Consider the following 20,598-nt stretch of genomic DNA (forward strand, 5'->3'; position numbering starts at 1 on the left):
ATCTTTTGATCTTGATCTTGAAAAACAAAATCAAAAGATCGCAGCCTTCGGCAGCTCCTACACAGGCTGTGCTGGAATCAGACAGGCTGCAACGGCATGGTCAGTTCAACGCGCAGGCCATCCGGGCGGCTGTCGAAATGCAGGGCACAGTCGCAACGCTGGACGATCGCCTGGACAATCGCCAAGCCGAGGCCGCAACCGGTGCTTTGCCCGTTGCGCCAGAAGCGCTGGGTCAGGTGCTGCAGATCATCCGGCGCGATCCCCGGGCCATGATCGCGCACGACAAAACGTACGCGGTTACCAATGGTTTCCAGACTCAGCTCAACCGCACAGTCCTCTGGCGTATGGCGCAAGGCGTTGTCGAGCAGATTGCGCAGCGCCGCAATCGACAGCACGGCCGGCATCTGCAGCGCTGCAGCGGAAAGCTCGCTTGGCAGTTGCAGTTTGATGCGCAGGCGCTCGCCTCCCGTGGCGTCCTGAATCGCCAGGCGTGCCACCTGCTCGGCGCTGCATTGCGAACCGTCATCGAACGACAGACTGCCCTCGACCCGCGCCAGCAATAGCAATTGTTCGAGCGTACGATGCAAGCGATCGGCACCCTCCTCGGCCCGCGCCAGCGACTGATCGCGGGCGCTGCCATCGGTCATGCGCGCGACTTGCAGGTGGGTCTTGATCGCCGTCAGCGGGCTGCGCAATTCATGCGCCGCGTCACCGGTCAAGCGGCGCTCGCGCTCAATGGTCTTGCCGATGCGCTGGAACAATTGGTTCTGTGTTTCGAGCAGCGGCTTCAATTCGCTGGGAAAGGTCTGGATTTGCAGCGGTTCGAGTGAGTCGGCATTGCGCCGCATCAGCGCCTCACGCAGACGGTTGAGCGGCGCCAGCCCCTGGCCGATACCCAGCCACAACAGGCACAGGCAGCCGAGCAGCGCCACGCCCACCGGCACCGAGGCCGCCAGCAGAATCGACATGTTCAGGGCTTCGCGCTCGATCTGCCGGTCGGCCGTGGTGATGCGCACATCGCCCCGGGCGAGGGTGAAGCTGCGCCACGGCGCGCCGTCGATCATCTGGTCATGGAAGCCCATTTTCTCGGCTTCCAGCGCCTGTTCGGGATTGTTGTGGCTGCGCGCGAGAATTTCCCCGCGCAACGAACTGACCTGACAGGCCATGCCGCCGGGGATATTCAGTTGCTCGGCACTGAAGTGGGTGCCCTCGCCTTTGCTCGGCAGTGTCGGCAACTGTTCCAGCAGCCCGGCGACCATGCGCGCCGACGCCACCAGACGTTGGTCGAGGGAAAACATCATCTGATTGCGCAGGTCACTGAGCATCCAGGCCGCCGCCAGCGCCCAGATCAGCGCAAACGCAGCGCCGAGGGTCAGGCTCAGGCGCAGTCGCAGACTCATCACTTGCCTTGATCTCCACCGTCAGCCGGGCCGAGGCGATAGCCCAGACCGCGCACGGTTTCGACGATGCCTTTACCCAGTTTGCTGCGCAGGTGATGGATGTGCACGTTCAGCGCGTTGCTTTCCAGTTCATCGTTGAAGCCGTAGACGCTGTCTTTCAACTGTTCGGTGGACAGCACCCGCCCACGATTGTGCAGCAGCGCCTGCAACAGCGATTGCTCGCGGCGCGACAGGTCCACCGGTTGCCCGGCCAGCGTGGTTTCGCGGCTGCTCGGGTCGTAGGTCAGCGCACCGTGCTCGATCAGGTTGACGCTGCGCCCGGCGACCCGGCGCAACAGGGTTTGCAGACGGGCGAACAGTTCACGCAGATCGAACGGCTTGAGCAGGTAATCGTCGGCCCCGGCCTGCAAGCCATCGACACGGTCGGTTACCGAGTCGCGCGCGGTCAGGATCAGCACCGGAATTTCCAGTCCGCTCTGCCGCAATTGTTGCAGCAACTTGAGGCCATCTTCGTCGGGCAGGCCGAGATCGAGCACCATCACGTCAAATTCGGCGACCTTGAGCATCGCCCGCGCTTTCGACGCGGTGTTGACGTGCTCGACGGTCAAACCCTGAGCCGTAAGACCGGCAACGATGCCACTGGCAATCAGCTCATCGTCTTCGCAAACCAGTACGTGCATGGGTGCTCCGTGGATAAAAAAGGCGAGTGAAGCAGGCGAGGATTAAGCGGCAATTATGACCGTCACCGGTGTTTACGCAAAGCCGGGCAAAAACATCGGGGCGCCACCTGACGCGGGGGCTCACTCGGCGCTGTAACTTTCCCACTAATAAAGAAACACTTTCTCCCTATGTAATAACCCTTCGATCATTTAGTTTTCGACCGGTAAACACCAACAACTTTAAAGGGACTTAATAAACATGCCTAACCTAACAAACTTCGTCGCGATCGATTGGCGTTCCGGTCCTGATCGTATTTATTTCTTCTTCAAGGACAGCAACACCTATTCCCGATTCGATATCGGTGACAATAAGGTATCCGCCAACTATCCGGCATTGGTCGGCGGTAACTGGGACAGCTTTGGCCCCCATGCCAAAGACTTGCGTTTCGGACTGACAACCACTTCATTCGGCTGGAACACCTCGTCCGATGAAGATATTGCGTGGTTGTTCTTCTATCAGGGAACCACACCCGTGGTGTGTAAATACAACCAGGACGAGGACAAGGTCGATGCCTTCTATAAAGTTGCCGATTCGATCTGGAAGCCGATACTGCCCTACTTCGACAAGATCATCGCCGGTACCTGGTTCCAACTGACCGGTCAGCCGTTTCTGTTCAGATTTATTCTGAACGACGGGCACTATCTATCGTTTAACTACAAGGCAAAGACCCTGACTTACAAATCCTTCGGAGATTATCAACTTGGGGCGCTGAAACCGTACAAGGACCGCATCATCACGGCAGCGCAAAATGACCGGACTTTCGCCGACAGCTACTGGTACATTTTCCTGACCGACAACCAATACCTGACTTACAACATTCAGTCCGACCGTCTGGTCTCCGGCCCGCAAACCATCAATGACCAGAACTGGCCAGGACTGCTGCGCGGCTGATTGGCCGAAACCGGAGGGCCTTGTAGGATAGGGTTAATTATCGGTTAATCGCCGCCGCCCATTCTGCACCTCACTTGCACAGGGACAAGGCTCCTCCATGCGTCATTTTTTTCTCTTTTTTGCTCTGCTGATTTCCAGCCTGGCCCAGGCCGGGAACAATCCATTTGATACCAAACCGGAGTTTCTGCCGGTCGACAAGGCGTTCGTGCTCACCTCCGAACGTCTTGAATCCGGTGAAACCCAGCTGTTCTGGCAAATCACCGACGGCTATTACCTGTATCAGAAACGCCTGAAATTCGATGGACTGAGCGCGCAGCAGCAGCCCGCACTGCCTGAAGGCGAATCCCACAGCGACGAGTTCTTCGGTGAACAACCGGTCTATCGCCAAGGGCTGGAAGTGAAAATCCCGGCAACCGCCACAGGCCAGATCAAGGTCAGCTATCAGGGCTGTGCCGACGCGGGGCTTTGCTATCCGCCGCAAACCCGGGTGATTGACCTGGGCGGCAAGGCCGCGGTGGCCGCAGGTGCAGAAGCACCCGATCAGGCCTTGGCCAGCAGCCTGCAACAACGGGCGCTGGGCTGGAGCCTGCTGGTGTTTTTCGGCCTCGGTCTGTTGCTGGCCTTCACCCCATGCACATTGCCGATGCTGCCGATTCTGGCCGGCATGGTGGTCGGCAGTGGTGCCACCCCGCGTCGCGGTTTCGCACTGGCCGGCAGTTACGTGATCTGCATGGCGCTGGTGTATGCGGCGATGGGCGTGATTGCTGCGCTGCTCGGCGCGAACTTGCAGGCGTGGTTGCAGAATCCGTGGCTGCTCGGCACCTTCGCCGCGATCTTCGTGGTGCTGGCCTTGCCGATGTTCGGTTTCTTTGAACTGCAACTGCCGGTGGCTCTGCGTGATCGCCTGGAACACGCCTCGCGCAGTCGCAGCGGTGGCAGCCTGATCGGCGCCGGGGTGCTCGGTGCCTTGTCCGGTCTGCTGGTCGGCCCGTGCATGACCGCGCCGCTGGCCGGTGCGTTGCTGTACATCGCGCAGAGCGGCAACGCGCTGCACGGTGGCTTGATCCTGTTCTCGCTGGGCATAGGCATTGGTGTGCCGTTGCTGTTGCTGGTGACCGTGGGTAATCGCTTCCTGCCCAAACCCGGCGCCTGGATGAACCTGCTCAAAGGTGTGTTCGGTTTCCTCTTCCTCGCCACCGCGCTGTTGATGCTGCGTCCAGTGCTGGATGCTTCGTTGTGGCTGGGCCTGTGCGGTGCACTGTTATTGATCGCCGCGTTTTGCGCCTGGAAACAGTCCGAAGGTTTTGGCCGCGTTGCCCAGTTGTTCGGCGCCAGTTCGTTGTTGCTCGGGCTGTGGGGCAGTTTGCTGGTGATCGGTGCGGCGGGCGGCAGCGATGATCCGTATCAGCCGTTGCAGGTCTACAGTGCCAGCCACGCCAGTACGGCGGCGCCATCGGCGCATGACGCGTTCACCACGATCAAGGAGCCGGCGGCGCTACAACGCGAACTCGATGCCGCCAAGGCTCAGGGTCAGTGGGTGCTGCTCGATTACTATGCGGACTGGTGCGTGTCGTGCAAAGTCATGGAGAAACAGGTGTTCGGCAAGGACAAGGTCATGCAGGCGTTGAGTGACGTACGCCTGCTGCGCCTCGATGTCACTGCCGACAATGCCGCCAGCCGTGAATTGCTCAGCCGCTACAAAGTGCCGGGGCCACCGAGCTTCGTCTGGATCGGCACGGATGGCGAAGAACGCCGCAGCCAGCGCATCACCGGCGAAGTCGATGCCGATACATTCCTGCAACGCTGGGCTACCACCCGGGAAGCCAATTAATGCTGACTTTGACCCTCGGCACCTTTGCCATTGCGCTTAATCACCTGCTGCTGATCAGTGCCCTGGCGCTGGCGACCTTTGTCGGCTGGCGGGTGGCCAAGCGTGGTGGCGATAACCCCGAGTCGGCGTTGTTCAGCCTGTTTCTGCTCGGGATGCTCGCGGCGCGTGTTGCCTTTGTGTTGCTGTACTGGTCGCACTATCGCAATGACCCGTGGCAGATCATTGATTTGCGTGACGGTGGTTTCCTCGCCTGGCCGGGCGTGATCGTGCTGCTGCTGGTGGCGCTGTATCGCGGCTGGCGCCGACCGGGCTTGCGTCGCCCGCTGGGTTTTGGTGTGGCCAGCGGTGTGGCGTTCTGGCTGTTGGCGACGCTGGCGCTGAATATCTATGAACAAGGCACCCGGCTGCCGGACATCTCCCTGCGCAATGCGGCGGGGGAAACCATCCAGCTCAGCGACTATCAGGGCGGCCCGCTGGTGATCAATCTGTGGGCGACCTGGTGCCCGCCGTGCCGGCGCGAAATGCCAGTCCTGGAGAATGCCCAGCAACAACGTCCGGACCTGACCTTCCTGTTCGTCAATCAGGCCGAAAGCATGCAAAGCGTGGCGACCTTTCTTGAAACCCAAGGCCTGAGCCTGAACAACGTGCTGTTCGACCGCAGCGGCCGGCTGGGTCAGGCCGTCGGTTCCATGGCCCTGCCGACTACGCTGTTCTACAGCCCTGACGGTAGGCTGCTGAGCAGTCACCTGGGCGAGTTATCCAACGCCAGCCTGGCGCGCGCCCTGGAAAACTTCGACACCCCAACCCCGAATTCAAACCCGGCCACCGCACCGGCCACCTCTGCAAGGAAACTGCCATGCCCCGCCTCCGCCACCTGCTGACGCTGACTCTGGGCAGCGCCCTGCTGCACTTGCCGTCAGTGCAGGCCGCTGAAGAATTGCCTGCGGCGATCAAGCAGATCGAAGCCAAAGGCGCGAAAATCGTCGGCCAGTTCGACGCCCCCGATGGTTTGCGTGGTTACGCGGCGCAGTATCAGAACCGCGGCATGGCGCTGTACCTGACTCCGGATGGCAAACACGTGATTCTCGGCAATATGTACGACGCCGACGGCAAAGACCTGAGCAGCGAGCCGCTGCAAAAAATGGTGTATGCGCCGATGGCCAAGGAAGTCTGGGCCAAGTTCGAAGCGAGCAACTGGATTCAGGACGGCAACAAGGATGCACCGCGCACCGTGTACCTGTTCAGCGATCCGAACTGCCCTTACTGCAACATGTTCTGGGAACAGGCGCGGCCGTGGGTGAAATCCGGCAAGGTGCAACTGCGGCACATCATGGTCGGCATCATTCGTGAGGACAGCCCGGGCAAATCGGCCGCGTTGCTCGCTGCGAAGGATCCGGCCAAGGCCCTGGAAGATCACGAAAAGGCTGGCAAGGGCAGCTCGCTCAAAGCCTTGAAAGAGATTCCGGTGGCCGTGCAGAGCAAATTGGCGGCGAACATGCAGTTGATGGAAGACCTGGATTTGCAGGCCACGCCGGCGATCTTCTACATGGATGACAAGGGTGAGTTGCAACAGCAGCAAGGCGCGCCTTCGCCGGACAAGTTGGTGAAGATTCTCGGGCCCAAGTAATTTTCGGCGCCTGGACTGGCCCCATCGCGAGCAGGCTCACTCCTACAATTAACCGCGCTCAGTCAGTAAGAATGCGGTCGAATGTAGGAGTGAGCCTGCTCGCGATTGAAGACTACTCGGTGCGTCCGTTGCGCTCGCTGAGGAAGGTAAACAACACCTCGGTGACAAACTGCGGATTCTCCAGATTGGAGATATGCCCCGCCTCCGGCACCAGCACCCACGGGCAACCGATCAACTCCGCCATTTCCTTTGTTTCCGACGGTGGTCGCGGTTTGTCCTGATCGCCGCACATTACCAGCGTGGTCGCCGCATTCAATTCGCTCAGCCGTGGCAACAAATCATCGCGGCCAAAGGTGATACGCCCCATCGGCACGATACTTTCGCGCAGTCGATCCGAGGAGTACGCCGCCAGTTTCGCGCGGAAATCCTGATACAGCGCCGACTGCGGATCGATACCCGGACGGAAGAAAATCGGCACGACGATGTCCAGTAATTGCTCGGAGATCTCGCCGCTTTCTTCGATCTGCTTGAACAGCGAGAAGTAGTATTGCCGGGTGGGTTCAGGTTCGACGCCGACGTAGGTGTCCATCAGCACCAGACCGTTGATGCGCTGCGGTGCCGACAGCGCCAGACGCACGCCCCACATGCCGCCGACCGACAGCCCGACGAGGGTGACCTGATCGATGTCCAGATGATCGAGCAAAGCCTGCGCCTGACGGGCTATGTCATCCAGTGATGCCGTGCCTTCAGGCAACCGCCCTGACTCGCCATGGCCCCACAGGTCCAGCGCAATCACCCGATAGTGCGGCGACAAAGCGGCAATCTGCGGTGCCCACATGGCCTGATCCCACAGATAGCTGCCGGCCAGCAACACCGCCGGGCCTGAGCCTTGATCAATGTAATGCAGCGCTTGTCCGTCAACCGTGAAAAAAGGCATCGACCACCCCCGCGACAAAAAAAGAGAACCGGCAGACTGAGCTGCCGGTTCTTTATCGTCAACCTTGGAAATGTACATGAATGTACCGGCCTCATCGCGAGCAGGCGAAGGCCTACAGGGGAACGCATTCCAAATGTAGGAGTGAGCCTGCTCGCGATGAGGCCAATGCAGGCGCTAAAGAACTAAAGGCCCTCCAGCTCCGCCATCAGATCATTCAACCGATCAACCTTCTCCTCGGTGATATCACTCGCCGCCAGTCCATCGATGTACTCAGCCAATTCCTCCACCGTGCTGCACTCGAACATCGCACGCAGCGGCACGTCGCGCTGCAGGGTTTTCTGCACCCGCGAGGCGATCTGCGTGGCCAGCAACGAGTGCCCACCTAGCTCGAAGAAGTTATCGCGGACACCGACCTGCTCGACCTTCAACACCTCGGCCCAAATGTCCGCCAATGTCTGCTCGAGATCATTGCGCGGCGCCAGATAATCCTGACTTTGCAACTGGCCGATCTCCAGTGCCGGCAAGGCTTTGCGGTCGAGTTTGCCGTTGGCATTCAGCGGCATTTGATCGAGCCACAACCAGTGCAGCGGCACCATGTATTCCGGCAGTTCGGCGCGCAGGCGCTGTTTGATTCGCTCCAGTCGTTCGCTCGGATTGAGTGCCGAATCGGCCGCCACCAGATAGCCGACCAAGTGCTTGCCGTTGACGCCTTCCTGCACCCCGACCGCGCCATCACGCACTTCGGGTTGTTCGTGCAGACGCGCTTCGATCTCACCCAACTCGATGCGGTAACCGCGAATCTTCACCTGATGGTCAACGCGGCCAACGTACTCCAGCACGCCGTCGCTGCGACGCCGCGCCAGGTCACCGGTGCGATACAGACGCTCGCCCGGCGCACCGAACGGGTTCGGCACAAATACCGGCGCAGTGCGCAACGGATCGCTGACATAACCGCGACCAACGCCCGTACCCGCCACGCACAACTCCCCTACCGCGCCCAACGGCACCAGTTCCAGAGCGCCATCAACGAGGTACAGCAAGTTGTTGTCGGTCGGCGTACCGATCGGCAAGTAACTGCCGCGCGTCGACGCCAGGTCGACACGGAAGAACGCCACGTCATCGGAACATTCCGCCGGGCCATAAGCGTTGACCAGACCGATGTCCGGGTAACGCAGCAGCCATTGGTGCGCCAGCTCCGGCGGCATCGCTTCACCGGTCGGCAACATCCAGCGCAAGCCATCGAGACTCAGACGCTCCGAGGCGAGCATGCCCTGAATCAGCGACGGCACACTCTCGAGCACGGTGATGCCCTGCGCCTGCACATGCACCAGCAACCGTTGCGGATCGTGGGCAATCGTATTCGGCACGACGTCCACGCGAGCACCGAACAGCGGCGCGGCGAGGAACTGCCAGACCGAAATATCGAAGCTTTGCGAAGCGGTCTGGGCGATCACGTCGGCGTCGCTCAGGTGCAGATACGGCACCTTGCTCAACTGGTTATTGAGCATGCCGCGCTGCTCGACCATCACGCCTTTTGGCAGGCCGGTGGAGCCCGAGGTGTAGATCACGTAAGCGAGGTTGTCCGGGCCGCTGTAAATGCCCAAGTCCTGCGCCGAAAGCGCCGCCGCTTGAATCTCTTCCCACACCAGCAAACGCGGGCGATTGGCGCAGCTGAATTCATCCAGCAAAGTCTGCGCCTGTTCAAAGCAGGCTTTAGCGCAGACCAGCACCGGCGTGCGGCTCAGCTCGATGATGCGTTGCAGACGCTGACTCGGCAGGCCCGGATCCAGCGGCAGGTAACCCGCGCCAGCCTTGAAGCTGCCGATGATCATGCCAAGCAGATCCAGATTACGTTCGGCGAGCAGCGCCACCGGTTGATCCATCTGCACCCCGGCTGCGACCAAAGCATGGCCGAGACGGTTAGCACTGAGGTTCAGCTCGGCATAGCTCTGCTGCTGGTCAAGGCATGTAGCGGCGATGCGCTGCGGATGCGCGGCAACCTGCGCTTCGAACAGCGCAACGTAGCTCTGCTCCAGCGGATAATCTTGGGCACTCTGGTTGCAACCGTGGAGCAGGAAGTCCTGTTCCTCGACGCCCAGCAGTGGCAGATCGGCCATGTCGCCGTGGAAGCCATCGACCAGCGCCAGCAGCAAACGCTTGAACTCGCCGAGCATGCGCTCGATGGTCGATTCGTCGAAATAGCGCTGGTCATACGACAGGTGCAGACCGAGGTCATCGCCCGGGTAGCACACCGCCGTCAGCGGGAAGTTGGTGTGGGTACGGCCCGAGTCCGAGGTCGCATTCAGGCTCTGCGCTCGATCGAGTACCGAGACTTCCACCGGGGCGTTTTCGAAGACGAACAGGCTGTCGAACAGCGGCTGGCCTTTCGGCAGTTCGCTCTGTTCCTGAATGTTCACCAGCGGCAGGTATTCGTACTCGCGCAACTGCATGTTGCTGTCGAGCAAACCACTGAGCCACTGACGCACACTGCTGCGCTGATCGTCCTCAGGCATTTTCACTCGCAGCGCAATACTGTTGATGAACAGGCCGACCGTGCGTTGCATTTCCGGCATGTCTACCGGACGCCCGGCGACGGTCACGCCGAACAGCACGTCACGATCACCGCTCATACGCCGCAGCACCAAGGCCCACGCTGCTTGAGCAAAAGTGTTGATGGTCAGTTGATGGGCCTGCGCCAGTTCCCGCAGACGCGCACCGTCCTCGACATTGAGGCGGGTGTAGCGGTCGCCGACGACCATACCGCCGCTTTCACCGGCGTGTTCACGCAGGAACGGACGATCGCTCGGGATCGGCGTGGTGCGTTCGAAGCCGCGCAGGTTCTGCTGCCACCACTGCCGCGCTTCAGCCAGGCTCTGACGTTGCAGCCAGCCGATGTAATCGCGATAACGCGGCGGCACGCTCAATTGCGCTTCGCGACCTTCACCGAGAGCGGTGTAGATCTCGAAGAAGTCGTTCATCAGCAGCGAACGGCACCAGGCATCGATGAGGATGTGGTGGTTGCTCATCATGAACCAGTAACGCGCCGCGCCGACCTTGATCAGGCGCAGGTGGAACGGCGCCTGATTGAGCAGATCGAAACCGGCCTCGCGCTCGCTTTTCAGCAGCGCCTGCAGCTTCGGTTCCTGTTCGGTTTCAGCGATGGCGCTCCAGTCCAGATATTCGATCGGCGTGCGACCCGGGGTGTGAATCACTTGCAGCATGTCTTCGCCGACGTTCCAGCAGAACGACGCGCGCAGCGCTTCGTGGCGAGCAATCACCGCTTGCCACGCCTGGGCGAAACGCTCGGCGTCGAGTTCGCTGTTGATGCGGTAGCGATCCTGCATGTAGTACAGACCGGTGCCCGGTTCGAGCAGGGTGTGCAGCAACATGCCCTCCTGCATCGGCGTCAGCGGGTAGACGTCTTCGATGTGCGCGGCCGGCACCGGCAAGGCATCGAGTTGCGCCTGAGTCAGCCTAGCCAGCGGGAAGTCCGACGGCGTCAGGCCACCGGCCTCGTCTTGCAGGCAGTGGGCGATCAGGCTTCGCAGCTCACCGATATAAGCATCGGCCAGATCGTTGATGGTCTGCGCCTCGTAACGCTCGGCGCTGAAGGTCCAGCGCAGCAGCAACTCACCGCCGTAAACCTGGCTGTCGATGCTCAGTTCGTTCGGCAATGGCGCCTGCGGATCGTGGGCGGCACCGACCGGCTCATCCAGCGGACGGAACAGCGCATCGCTGCCGAAGCTCTGGTCGAACTGGCCGAGGTAGTTGAAGGTGACCGGCGCCTGCGGCAGCGCGGCCATGCTGCGCTGGCTGAGGTCATCGGCGAGATAACGCAGCACGCCGTAACCCAGACCTTTGTGCGGCACCGCGCGCAATTGCTCCTTGATTGCCTTGATCGAAGCGCCCTGTCCCGCAGCTTCTTCAATATTGTGCGGGGTCAGACGCAGCGGGTAAGCGCTGGTGAACCAGCCGACTGTGCGGGTCAGGTCGATCTCGTCGAACAGGGTTTCGCGGCCGTGGCCTTCCAGTTGAATCAGCGCCGACGGCTGACCGCTCCAGCGGCACAGCACGCGGGCCAGCGCGGTCAGCAGCAGGTCGTTGACCTGCGTGCGGTAGGCACTTGGCGCCTGTTGCAGCAGTTGTTGGGTGTACTCGGCATCGAGACGCACGCTAACGGTTTGTGCGTGACGATTCTGCTGGCCGCCCTGCGGGTTTTCGCACGGCAAATCGGCGCTCGGACCGGCCAGTTGGGTCTGCCACCAGTCGAGTTCTTCGCGCAGGGATTCGCTGCCGGCGTAGGCCAGCAGGCGTGCAGTCCAATCCTTGAAGGCACTGGTTTTCGCCGGCAGTTTCACCGCTTGGTCGGCGTCGAGTTGGCGGTAAACGGTTTGCACATCGTCGAGCAATACGCGCCACGACACGCCGTCGACCACCAAGTGATGGATTGCGATAAACAGGCGTTGCTGACCTTCAGGGCCGTCGACCAGCAAGGCGCGAACCAGCGGACCATTTTGCAGATCAAGGCTGCGTTGCGCATCAGCGAACAGTGCGGTGCACTTGTCCATCGAGGTCACGCGCACTTGCCAAAGCACGGCTGCATCAGACACCGGTTGGTGCGTGGCTTGCCACTCGCCATTGGCCTCGGTAAAGCGCAGACGCAAGGCGTCATGCTGCTCGATCACCGCCAACAACGCCTGCTCCAGACGATGCGCTTCGAGGGTCGTGGTCGGTTCCAGCAACAGCGCCTGGTTCCAGTGCTGACGCTCAGGAATATCGGTGTCGAAGAACCAGTGCTGAATCGGCGTCAGGCGCGATTCACCCGACACCAGACCTTGCTCGGCCGTGACCTGTTCAGTGCGGCTGGCCACAGCGGCCAAAGTCTGCACAGTCTGATGCTGGAACAGATCGCGCGGGCTGAAATGAATGCCCTGCTGACGCGCGCGGCTGACCACTTGGATCGACAGAATCGAGTCGCCGCCGAGTTCAAAGAAGTTGTCGTTGAGGCCGACCTGCTCGACGTTGAGCACTTCGCACCAGATCTGCGCCAGGGTCTGTTCCAGTTCGTTGCTCGGCGCCACGTAGTCCTGACGATTCAACTCAGGATCCGGCGCCGGCAACGCACGACGATCGAGTTTGCCGTTGGCGGTCAGCGGCATGCTCGCCAGCAGAATCAGGTGCGTTGGCACCATGTAGTCCGGCAGTTGTGCTTTGAGATGCGACTTCAACGCGTCGCGCAGTGCGGCCTGTTTGGATTCACTTTGGTCAGCCACTTCGGTGACCAGATAGCCAACCAGTTGCTTGCCGCTCGGCGCATCGAGTGCAAGCACCACGGCTTCGCGGATCGAGTCGTGATCGAGCAGGCGCGTTTCGATTTCGCCCAGTTCGATACGGAAACCACGGATTTTTACCTGATGGTCGATCCGGCCCAGGTATTCCACCAAACCATCGGCACGCTGGCGCACCAAGTCGCCGGTGCGGTACATGCGCCCGCCATCGCTGGCGAACGGATCCGCGACAAAACGTTCGGCGGTAATGCCCGGACGGTCGTGATAAGCCTGCGCCAGACCGGCACCGCCAACGAACAATTCACCCGTCGCGCCTTGCGGCACCAGCGCCAGATCGGCGTCGAGAATGTAGGCGACACGCGCGCCGATCACACTGCCGATCGGCACACTGCCGGCGCCCTCCTCCAGCACTTCCGGCGCCAGACTGGCGAGTGGCATGACCACGGTTTCGGTCGGACCGTAGGCGTTGAAGAACATCGCCGGTTTGAACGCCGCGCGAATCCGTTGCAGGTGTTCACCGGTCAACGCTTCGCCACCGGTGATGATCATCCGCACCGGGAGGATTTCGTTTTGCGTCGAGAGGAACTGCGCCAACTGACTGCCGTAGCTCGGGGTGAAACCGAGTACGTTGATGTTGTGCGTGCGGATCAAGCCGCAGATTTCTTCCGCGTCCCACTGACCTTGGGCACGCAACACCACCTGCGCGCCGCTGAGCAGCGGCACCAGCAGACGCTCGGTCGCGGCATCGAAGTTGATCGAATAGAAGTGCAGTTCGCAGTCGTCGGGGCGCATGCCGAAACGCTCGATCACCGCTTGGCAGTGCATGGCGATTTCGCCGTGGGAGACCACCACACCTTTCGGTTTACCGGTCGAGCCCGAGGTGTAAATCAAATACGCCTGATGCTGCGGCAGGCTGATAAACGGCAGCTCGCTGGCCGGGTAAGCGGCGAGTGCTGCGTTGTCATCTTCCAGGCACCAGCGCGCCACACTTGGCGGCAGATCGCCGAGAGCTTTGAACATTGCCCGATCACTGAGCAGCAGGCCAATGCGACTGTCCTCGATCATGTAATGCAGACGGTCGAGCGGGTATTCCGGGTCCAGCGGCACGTACGCGCCGCCAGCCTTGAGAATCGCCAGCAGACCGATGACCATTTCCAGCGAACGCTCCAGCGCCAGACCCACGCGCACTTGCGGGCCGACGCCACGCTCACGCAGCGCCCAAGCCAGGCGATTGGCGCGGGCGTCGAGTTCGGCGTAGCTCAGGGTTTGCCCGGCGAAAGTCAGGGCTGGTGCGTCTTTGCGCGCCAGCGCCTGTTCGGCGAACAGGTGATGAATGCATTGATCGAGACGATGCTCGCCCGGCTCGATGCCAAGGCTGTCGAGCAGATGCTGTTGCTCGGGCTGATCGAGCAGGGGCAATTCGCTGAGACGCAGTTGCGGATCAGCGATCAACGCTTCAAGCAGATTGCGCCAATGTCTGGCCATGCGTGCGATGGTCGGTTCGTCGAACAGATCGGTGCTGTAAGTCAGGCAGCAACCGAGGCGATGGTCGAGGTCGGTGACTTCCAGGTTGAGGTCGAACTTGGTCGCCCGCGCGTCGTTGGCCAGATATTCGACGGTCATCCCGGCGAGCATGCGGCTCTGCTGGAATTCCCAGCGCTGCACGTTGCACATCACTTGGAACAGCGGGTTGTACGCAGCACTGCGCGGCGGTTGCAACGCTTCAACCAGATGATCGAACGGCAGATCCTGATGCGACTGGCCTTCGATCACGGTGTGACGCACCTGCTCGAACAGTTCACCGACCGACATCATGCCGTCGAGCTGGCAACGCAGCACTTGGGTGTTGAGGAAAGCACCGATCAGCCCTTCGCTTTCCGGACGGATGCGGTTGGCTACCGGCGCGCCGATGCGCAGATCGGTCTGGCCGCTGTAGCGGTACAGCAGGGTGGCGAGTGCGGCGGTCATGGTCATGAACAGGGTCAGACCGTTTTGCGCGTTGAACGCACGAACTCGCGCGGCGAGGTCGTCGCTGAGGTCGAAGCGGAACAGTTCGCCCTGATGGCTTTGCACCGGCGGACGCGGACGGTCGCCGGGCAATTCCAACAGCGGATGTTCACGACCGAGTTGCGCGGTCCAGTAGTCGAGTTGACGCTGACGCTCGCCGGACTCCAGCCAGTTGCGCTGCCAGACGCTGTAGTCGAGGTACTGCACCGGCAGCGGCTCAAGCGGCGAATCACGGTCGTCAACGAACGCTTCATACAGCGCGCTGAGTTCACGGGCGAAGATGTCCATCGCCCAGCCTTCGGTGACGATGTGGTGCAGGGTCAGGACGAAGTAATGTTCCTGCTCGGCGGTTTTCACCAGGCAGGCGCGCAGCAGTGGACCGGTTTCCAGGTCGAACGGCAGATGCGCTTCTTCATCGGCGAATTGCTGAACCTTTTGCTCGCGCACGTCGGCGGCGAATTTAGAGAAGTCCTTCCAGCCCATGCGCACGCCGGTCTCGGCATGCACCTGCTGACGGGCGACGCCGTCGACGCTCGGGAACGTGGTGCGCAGGGTTTCGTGACGCAGGATCAACGCTTGCAACGCCGCCTCGAAACGCTCGACGTGCAACACGCCGCGCAAGCGCGCCATGCCGCCAACGTTGTACGCCGGGCTGTCCGGTTCCATCTGCCAGAGGAACCACATGCGCTGTTGCGAGTACGACAACGGCACCGGTTTGCTGCGATCAACCTTGTCGATCGGCGGCTGCTTGTTGGTGCGGCCGCTGGCCTGGATCAGGCGAATCTGTTCGGCAAAATCGCTGAGTTCGCTGTGTTCGAACAAGGCGCGCAACGGCAGTTCGACGTCACAGGCCTGACGGCTGCGCGAGATGATTTGCGTGGCCAGCAGCGAGTGACCGCCGAGGGCGAAGAAGTCGTCGCGCAGACCGACTTGTGCCAGACCGAGCACTTCGCGCCAGATCGCTGCGATTTGTTGCTGCAGTTCAGTCACCGGCTCGACGTGTTCGCGCACTTGCCATAGCGGCTCGGGCAAGGCGCGGCGGTCGAGTTTGCCGCTTGGGCTTAGCGGCATTGCGTCGAGGCGCATCAGTTGCGCCGGGACCATGTATTCCGGCAGCTCGGTGGCCAGTGCTGCTTTCAGGCGAGCGCTTTGCTCGTCAGGATTTTCACTGGCATCAGTCGCGGTGAAGTAGCCGATCAGCTGTGCGCCGGCAGCGGTTTCGCGCACCAGCACCACGGCTTGGGCGACGCCGTCCTGGGCGAGCAGACGCGCTTCGATTTCTTCCGGTTCAACGCGGAAGCCACGCAGTTTGACCTGCTGATCGAGGCGACCGAGGTATTCGATCACGCCGTCGGACGTCCAGCGTGCGCGGTCGCCGGTACGGTACAAACGTGCGCCCTGCTCGCCCAGCGGATCGACGACAAAGCGCTCAGCGGTCAAGGAAGGACGACCGAGGTAACCACGGGCCAGACCGATGCCACTGATGCACAACTCACCCGGCACACCGGCCGGCACTGGATTGAGATCGGCGTCGAGTACGCGGCAAATCACATTGCCCAGCGGACGGCCAATCGGCGAGCGCTCGCCATCGGCGGTGGTGCAATGCCAGTGGGTGACGTTGATCGCGGTTTCGGTCGGGCCGTAACGGTTGTGCAATTGCACCGCGGGCAGTTGCGCAAACACGCGGTTGCGCAGTTCGGCCGGCAGTGCTTCACCGCCGGAGAATACCCGGCGCAGGCTGGTGCATTCGGCGCTCAGCGGTTCATCAATGAACAGCGAGAGCAGCGGCGGCACAAAGTGCAGCGTGGTCACGCCGTACGCTTGCACAAGCTGCGCAATGCGATGCGGATCGCGGTGTTCACCCGGGGCGGCGATCAACAGGCGTGCGCCAGTGATCAATGGCCAGAAGCATTCCCACACCGATACATCGAAACTGATCGGTGCCTTTTGCATCAGCACATCTGTGTCATTGAGCGCGTAAGCGTTCTGCATCCATTGCAGACGTTCGGCCAAAGCAGCGTGGGTGTTGCCGACGCCTTTCGGCTGGCCGGTGGAGCCCGAGGTGTAAATCACATAGGCGAGATTGGCGCCGTGCAGGTGCAGGCCTGGCGCCTGGCTCGGCCAGTTTTCCAGGTGCAGCGCGTCCATGGCGATCACGCTGACGCCATCGCTGGCCGGCAAACGCTCGAGCAATTCAGTCTGGGTCAGGAGCAATTCGACGCCGCTGTCGCTGAGCATGTAGGCCAGGCGATCCGCCGGGTAATCCGGGTCCAGCGGCACGTAGGCGCCACCGGCCTTGATGATCGCCAGCAGGCCGATCAGCAGTTGCGGCGAACGCTCGGCAGCAATGGCCACGCAGACATCCGGGCCGACGCCTTTGTCGCGCAGGTAATGGGCGAGGCGGTTGGCCTGCGTGTGCACTTCGGCGAAGTCGAGGCTGCCACCCTCCCACACCAGCGCGGTGCGTTCCGGGGTCTGACGCGCCTGTTCGTTGAGCAGTTCCGGCAGCCATTGTTGCGCCGGGGTGCACGGTGCGACGCCCCAGTTTTTTTGCTGATCGTGTTCGCCGCCGGAGAGCAATTGCAGGTCGCCGATGGCTTGCTCCGGACGTTCGCAGACGTCGCGCAACAGGTTGCTGAAGTGCTCGGCCAGACGCGCGATGGTCGCGGCGTCGAACAATTCACTGGCGTAGTCGAAAGACAAGGTCAGGCGACCGTTACGGTCTTCTTCGCTGTGCAGTTGCAGGTCGAACTTGGCTTCGCGGCTGTGCCACGGCAGTTCTTCGGCGAGCAGACCCGGCAGACGCTTGAGTGCGCTCAGATCGCGCTGCTGGTGGTTGAACATGACCTGGAACAGGCCTTGTTCGCGGGCTTGCGGGAAGGCTTCGAGGAGTTGTTCGAACGGCAGATCCTGATTGGCTTGTGCACCGAGTGCGGCTTGACGGGTCTGGGCCAGCAGTTCGATAAACGACAGGCGCGAATCGATCTCTGCACGCAGCACTTGGGTGTTGATGAAAAAGCCGATCAGGCCCTGGGTTTCCAGGCGCGGACGGTTGGCATTCGGCACGCCGATACGAATGTCGCGCTGACCGCTGTAGCGATACAGAAGGCTCTGCAACGCCGCGAGCAACAGCATGAACGACGTCGATTGCTGAGCCTGGGCCGTCTGGCGGATCGCATCGCTGAGGCTCGCACCCAGACGCACGGAATGACGCGCAGCGCTATGAGTTTGCTTGGCGGACCGTGGGTAATCGGTGGCCAATTCCAGCGCTGGATGCTCGTCGCCCAACTGCGCTTTCCAGTACGCCAGTTGCCGCTCGCCTTCACCTTGCGCCAGCCATTGGCGCTGCCAGCTGCCGTAGTCGGCGTACTGGGTTGGCAGTGGCGCAAGGCTGGCCGTCGCCCCTTGCGAAGCGGCGGCGTACAGCCGCGAGAACTCGTCGATCAACACGTTCAGCGACCAGCCATCGGCGATGATGTGGTGCAGCGTCACCAGCAGTTGGTGATCTTCGTCGTCGAGACGCACCAGCGTCACCCATAGCAGCGGGCCTTTTTCCAGGTCGAACTGAGTACGCGCTTCGTCTTCGCGGATTTGTTGCGCACGGGCCTCGCGCTCATGGGCGGGAAAGTCGCTGATGTCGATCAGTTGCAGATTGAATTCGGCGGCGGCAGCGACTTGTTGCAGGGCCACGCCGTCGCGCTCGAAGAAACGTGTGCGCAGGGATTCGTGGCGTTCGATCAGTTGCTGGAAGCTGGCGCGCAATGCGTCTTCGTCGAGTTCGCCACGCAGATGCAGGGCACCGGGAATGTTGTAGGCGCTGCTCTGCGGGTCGAGCTGCCAAGTGATCCACAGACGGTTTTGTGCCAGCGATTGCAGCATCGGCTCGCTGCGCGACAACGCGGTGATTGCACCTTGGGCGCTGCCGCCGTCCTGCTGTTGTTGGACCACGGCAGCGGCAAATGCAGACAAGGTCGGGGCTTCGAAGAGCAGGCGCAGGTTCAGCTCAAGCGCGAGTTCTTCGCGAACGCGGGCGATGACTTGCGTGGCGGCGATCGAGTTACCGCCGAGCAGGAAGAAATGATCGTCGGCGTTGACCTGTTTGACGTTGAGTTGCTCGGCCCAGATCTTGCCGATCAAGGCTTCAAGTTCCGAGGCGCTGGTGATCGATTCTTGAGTTTCTGAAGCCGTCGACGGAAATACCGCATAGCTGTCGAGGCTGCCATCGGCCAGACGATTGCGGCACGCCGAGCGCTGCAATTTGCCACTGGAAGTTTTCGGCAAGGCGCCGGGATTAAGCAGCACCACCACGCTCGGGGCTTCCTGATAAGCCTCGGCTACCGCTTGGCGAATCGCTTTGATCAACGCTTCCGGCGGCAGGATTTTCTGCACACTGCGGCTGATTTCTGCGGCAATACCGATGCCCTCTTCGCCATTCTGGCTGACGGCAAATGCAGCGACGCGGCCCTTGCGCACCACTTCCACTTCGTTCTCGACGGTCTTCTCGATGTCCTGCGGATACAGGTTGTGACCACGCACGATCAGCATGTCTTTCAAACGGCCAGTGATGAACAGTTCACCGTCGCGCATAAAGCCCAAATCACCGGTACGCAGCCAGGTCCGGCCGGCGTGCTGAACGAAGGTCTTGGCGCTGGCCTCGGGGTTGCGCCAGTAACCGTGAGCGATACTTGGGCCGGCAGCCCAGACTTCGCCAACGGCGTTGTCAGCCAGTTCTGCGAGGGAGTTTGGTTCGACGATCAGCACCGCATGCTCGGGTTGGCTGATGCCGCAACTCATGATCGGGCTGCCCTCGCCCGGCTCCGCGCGGTTTTGCGCCAATGCCTGATCGTCCACGCGCAGCGCCGGGATGCCGGTGCCGCGCGGGGTGCCGGCGACGAACAGTGTGGCTTCGGCCAGACCGTACGAGGCCATGAAGTTGTCTGCGCTGAAACCGCACGCGGTGAACTTCTCGGCGAAGCGCTCAAGGGTGTCGAGACGGATCGGCTCGGAGCCGGAATAGGCCACGCGCCAGCGGCTCAGATCGAGACGCTCAAGCGCCGATTCGCTGACCCGCTCGCTGCACAAGCGATAGGCGAAGTCCGGCCCGCCGCTGATGGTGCCGCCGTATTCGCTGATCGCTTCCAGCCAGCGCAATGGCCGGCCAAGGAAATACGCCGGCGACATGAGGATGCACGGCACGCCGCTGAAGATCGGCTGCAACAGGCCACCGATCAAACCCATGTCGTGGTACAGCGGCAGCCAGCTGACGATGACGTCGTCGGGGTTCACGTCGATGCCGAAACCATGACGGATCAGCAGTTCATTGGCGACCAGATTGCCGTGGCTGACCTGCACGCCTTTGGGCAGTGCGGTGGAGCCGGAGGTGTATTGCAGGAAGGCGATGTGATCTTGCGGCAGGCTCGGTTCGACCCAGTTTTCGGCTTGAGCGCTGTCGAGCGTGTCGACGCACAACAGCGGTGGCGCACCTTCGATCTGCTGCAACGCGTCGCGCAGGTCGGCACTGGTCAGCAGCAGACGCGGCTCGGCGTCAGCGATGATCGACAGCAAACGCTCCTGATGGTGACGGCGCGCCGATTCTGGCGGATAGGCCGGCACCGCAATTACACCGGCGTACAGGCAACCAAAAAACGCCGCGACATAGTCCGGGCCGCTGGGAAACAGCAGCACCGCGCGATCGCCGAATTCCGCTTGGGCCTGCAACGCCGCCGCTATCGTGCGCGCGCGCTCATCCAGTTCGCGATAACTGAGTACCACAGCCTGCTCTTCGCTTTCGGCAAGAAAACGCAAAGCCAGTCGATCCGGCGTCAGGGCCGCGCGGCGCTGGAGGGCTTGGACCAGGGTGCTGGGGAGTTCGAACGCGTCGGTCATGAGGTTTCCTG

Annotated in this window: 8 protein-coding genes; 4 read left to right on the plus strand and 4 right to left on the minus strand. The window is 61.6% G+C overall.

The window, feature by feature from the left end:
- Positions 1–77: 77 nt before the first annotated feature.
- The gene (locus tag ACW9IR_RS10915; protein WP_457463154.1) at positions 78–1,400 is read right to left on the minus strand and encodes an ATP-binding protein; all 1,323 of its coding nucleotides are present in this window, start codon (positions 1,398–1,400) and stop codon (positions 78–80) included.
- The gene (locus ACW9IR_RS10920) at positions 1,400–2,080 is read right to left on the minus strand and encodes a response regulator (protein WP_007908710.1); all 681 of its coding nucleotides are present in this window, start codon (positions 2,078–2,080) and stop codon (positions 1,400–1,402) included. The genes ACW9IR_RS10915 and ACW9IR_RS10920 overlap by 1 nt, the downstream gene beginning before the upstream one ends.
- Positions 2,081–2,318: 238 nt before the next feature.
- Between ACW9IR_RS10920 and ACW9IR_RS10925 the strand changes: the two genes are divergently transcribed.
- The 4 genes from ACW9IR_RS10925 (at position 2,319) to dsbG (ending at position 6,469) form a co-directional block, all read left to right on the plus strand.
- Complete coding sequence (locus ACW9IR_RS10925) at positions 2,319–3,011, plus strand: hypothetical protein (protein ID WP_016985442.1); 693 nt, start codon at positions 2,319–2,321, stop codon at positions 3,009–3,011.
- Between the two features lie 97 nt (positions 3,012–3,108).
- Complete coding sequence (gene dsbD / locus ACW9IR_RS10930; RefSeq protein ID WP_102900414.1) at positions 3,109–4,842, plus strand: protein-disulfide reductase DsbD; 1,734 nt, start codon at positions 3,109–3,111, stop codon at positions 4,840–4,842.
- Positions 4,842–5,723 carry a TlpA disulfide reductase family protein gene (locus ACW9IR_RS10935; protein ID WP_095120437.1) on the plus strand — a complete coding sequence of 294 codons (882 nt, stop codon included), beginning with the start codon at positions 4,842–4,844 and terminating at the stop codon, positions 5,721–5,723. The genes dsbD and ACW9IR_RS10935 overlap by 1 nt, the downstream gene beginning before the upstream one ends.
- Entirely contained in the window at positions 5,699–6,469 is a 771-nt protein-coding gene (dsbG, locus tag ACW9IR_RS10940; RefSeq protein ID WP_150706426.1) for a thiol:disulfide interchange protein DsbG, read from the plus strand. Before ACW9IR_RS10935 ends, dsbG begins: the two co-directional genes overlap by 25 nt.
- 112 nt (positions 6,470–6,581) lie before the next feature.
- Here the strand turns inward: dsbG and ACW9IR_RS10945 are convergent, their stop codons facing one another.
- Both ACW9IR_RS10945 and ACW9IR_RS10950 read right to left on the minus strand, forming a co-directional pair.
- Positions 6,582–7,406 carry an alpha/beta fold hydrolase gene (locus ACW9IR_RS10945; RefSeq protein ID WP_457463158.1) on the minus strand — a complete coding sequence of 275 codons (825 nt, stop codon included), beginning with the start codon at positions 7,404–7,406 and terminating at the stop codon, positions 6,582–6,584.
- A gap of 182 nt (positions 7,407–7,588) precedes the next feature.
- Positions 7,589–20,587 carry a non-ribosomal peptide synthetase gene (locus tag ACW9IR_RS10950; RefSeq protein ID WP_457463160.1) on the minus strand — a complete coding sequence of 4,333 codons (12,999 nt, stop codon included), beginning with the start codon at positions 20,585–20,587 and terminating at the stop codon, positions 7,589–7,591.
- Between the last annotated feature and the right edge of the window lie 11 nt (positions 20,588–20,598).

The organism is Pseudomonas sp. SDT291_1_S447, assembly GCF_054070155.1.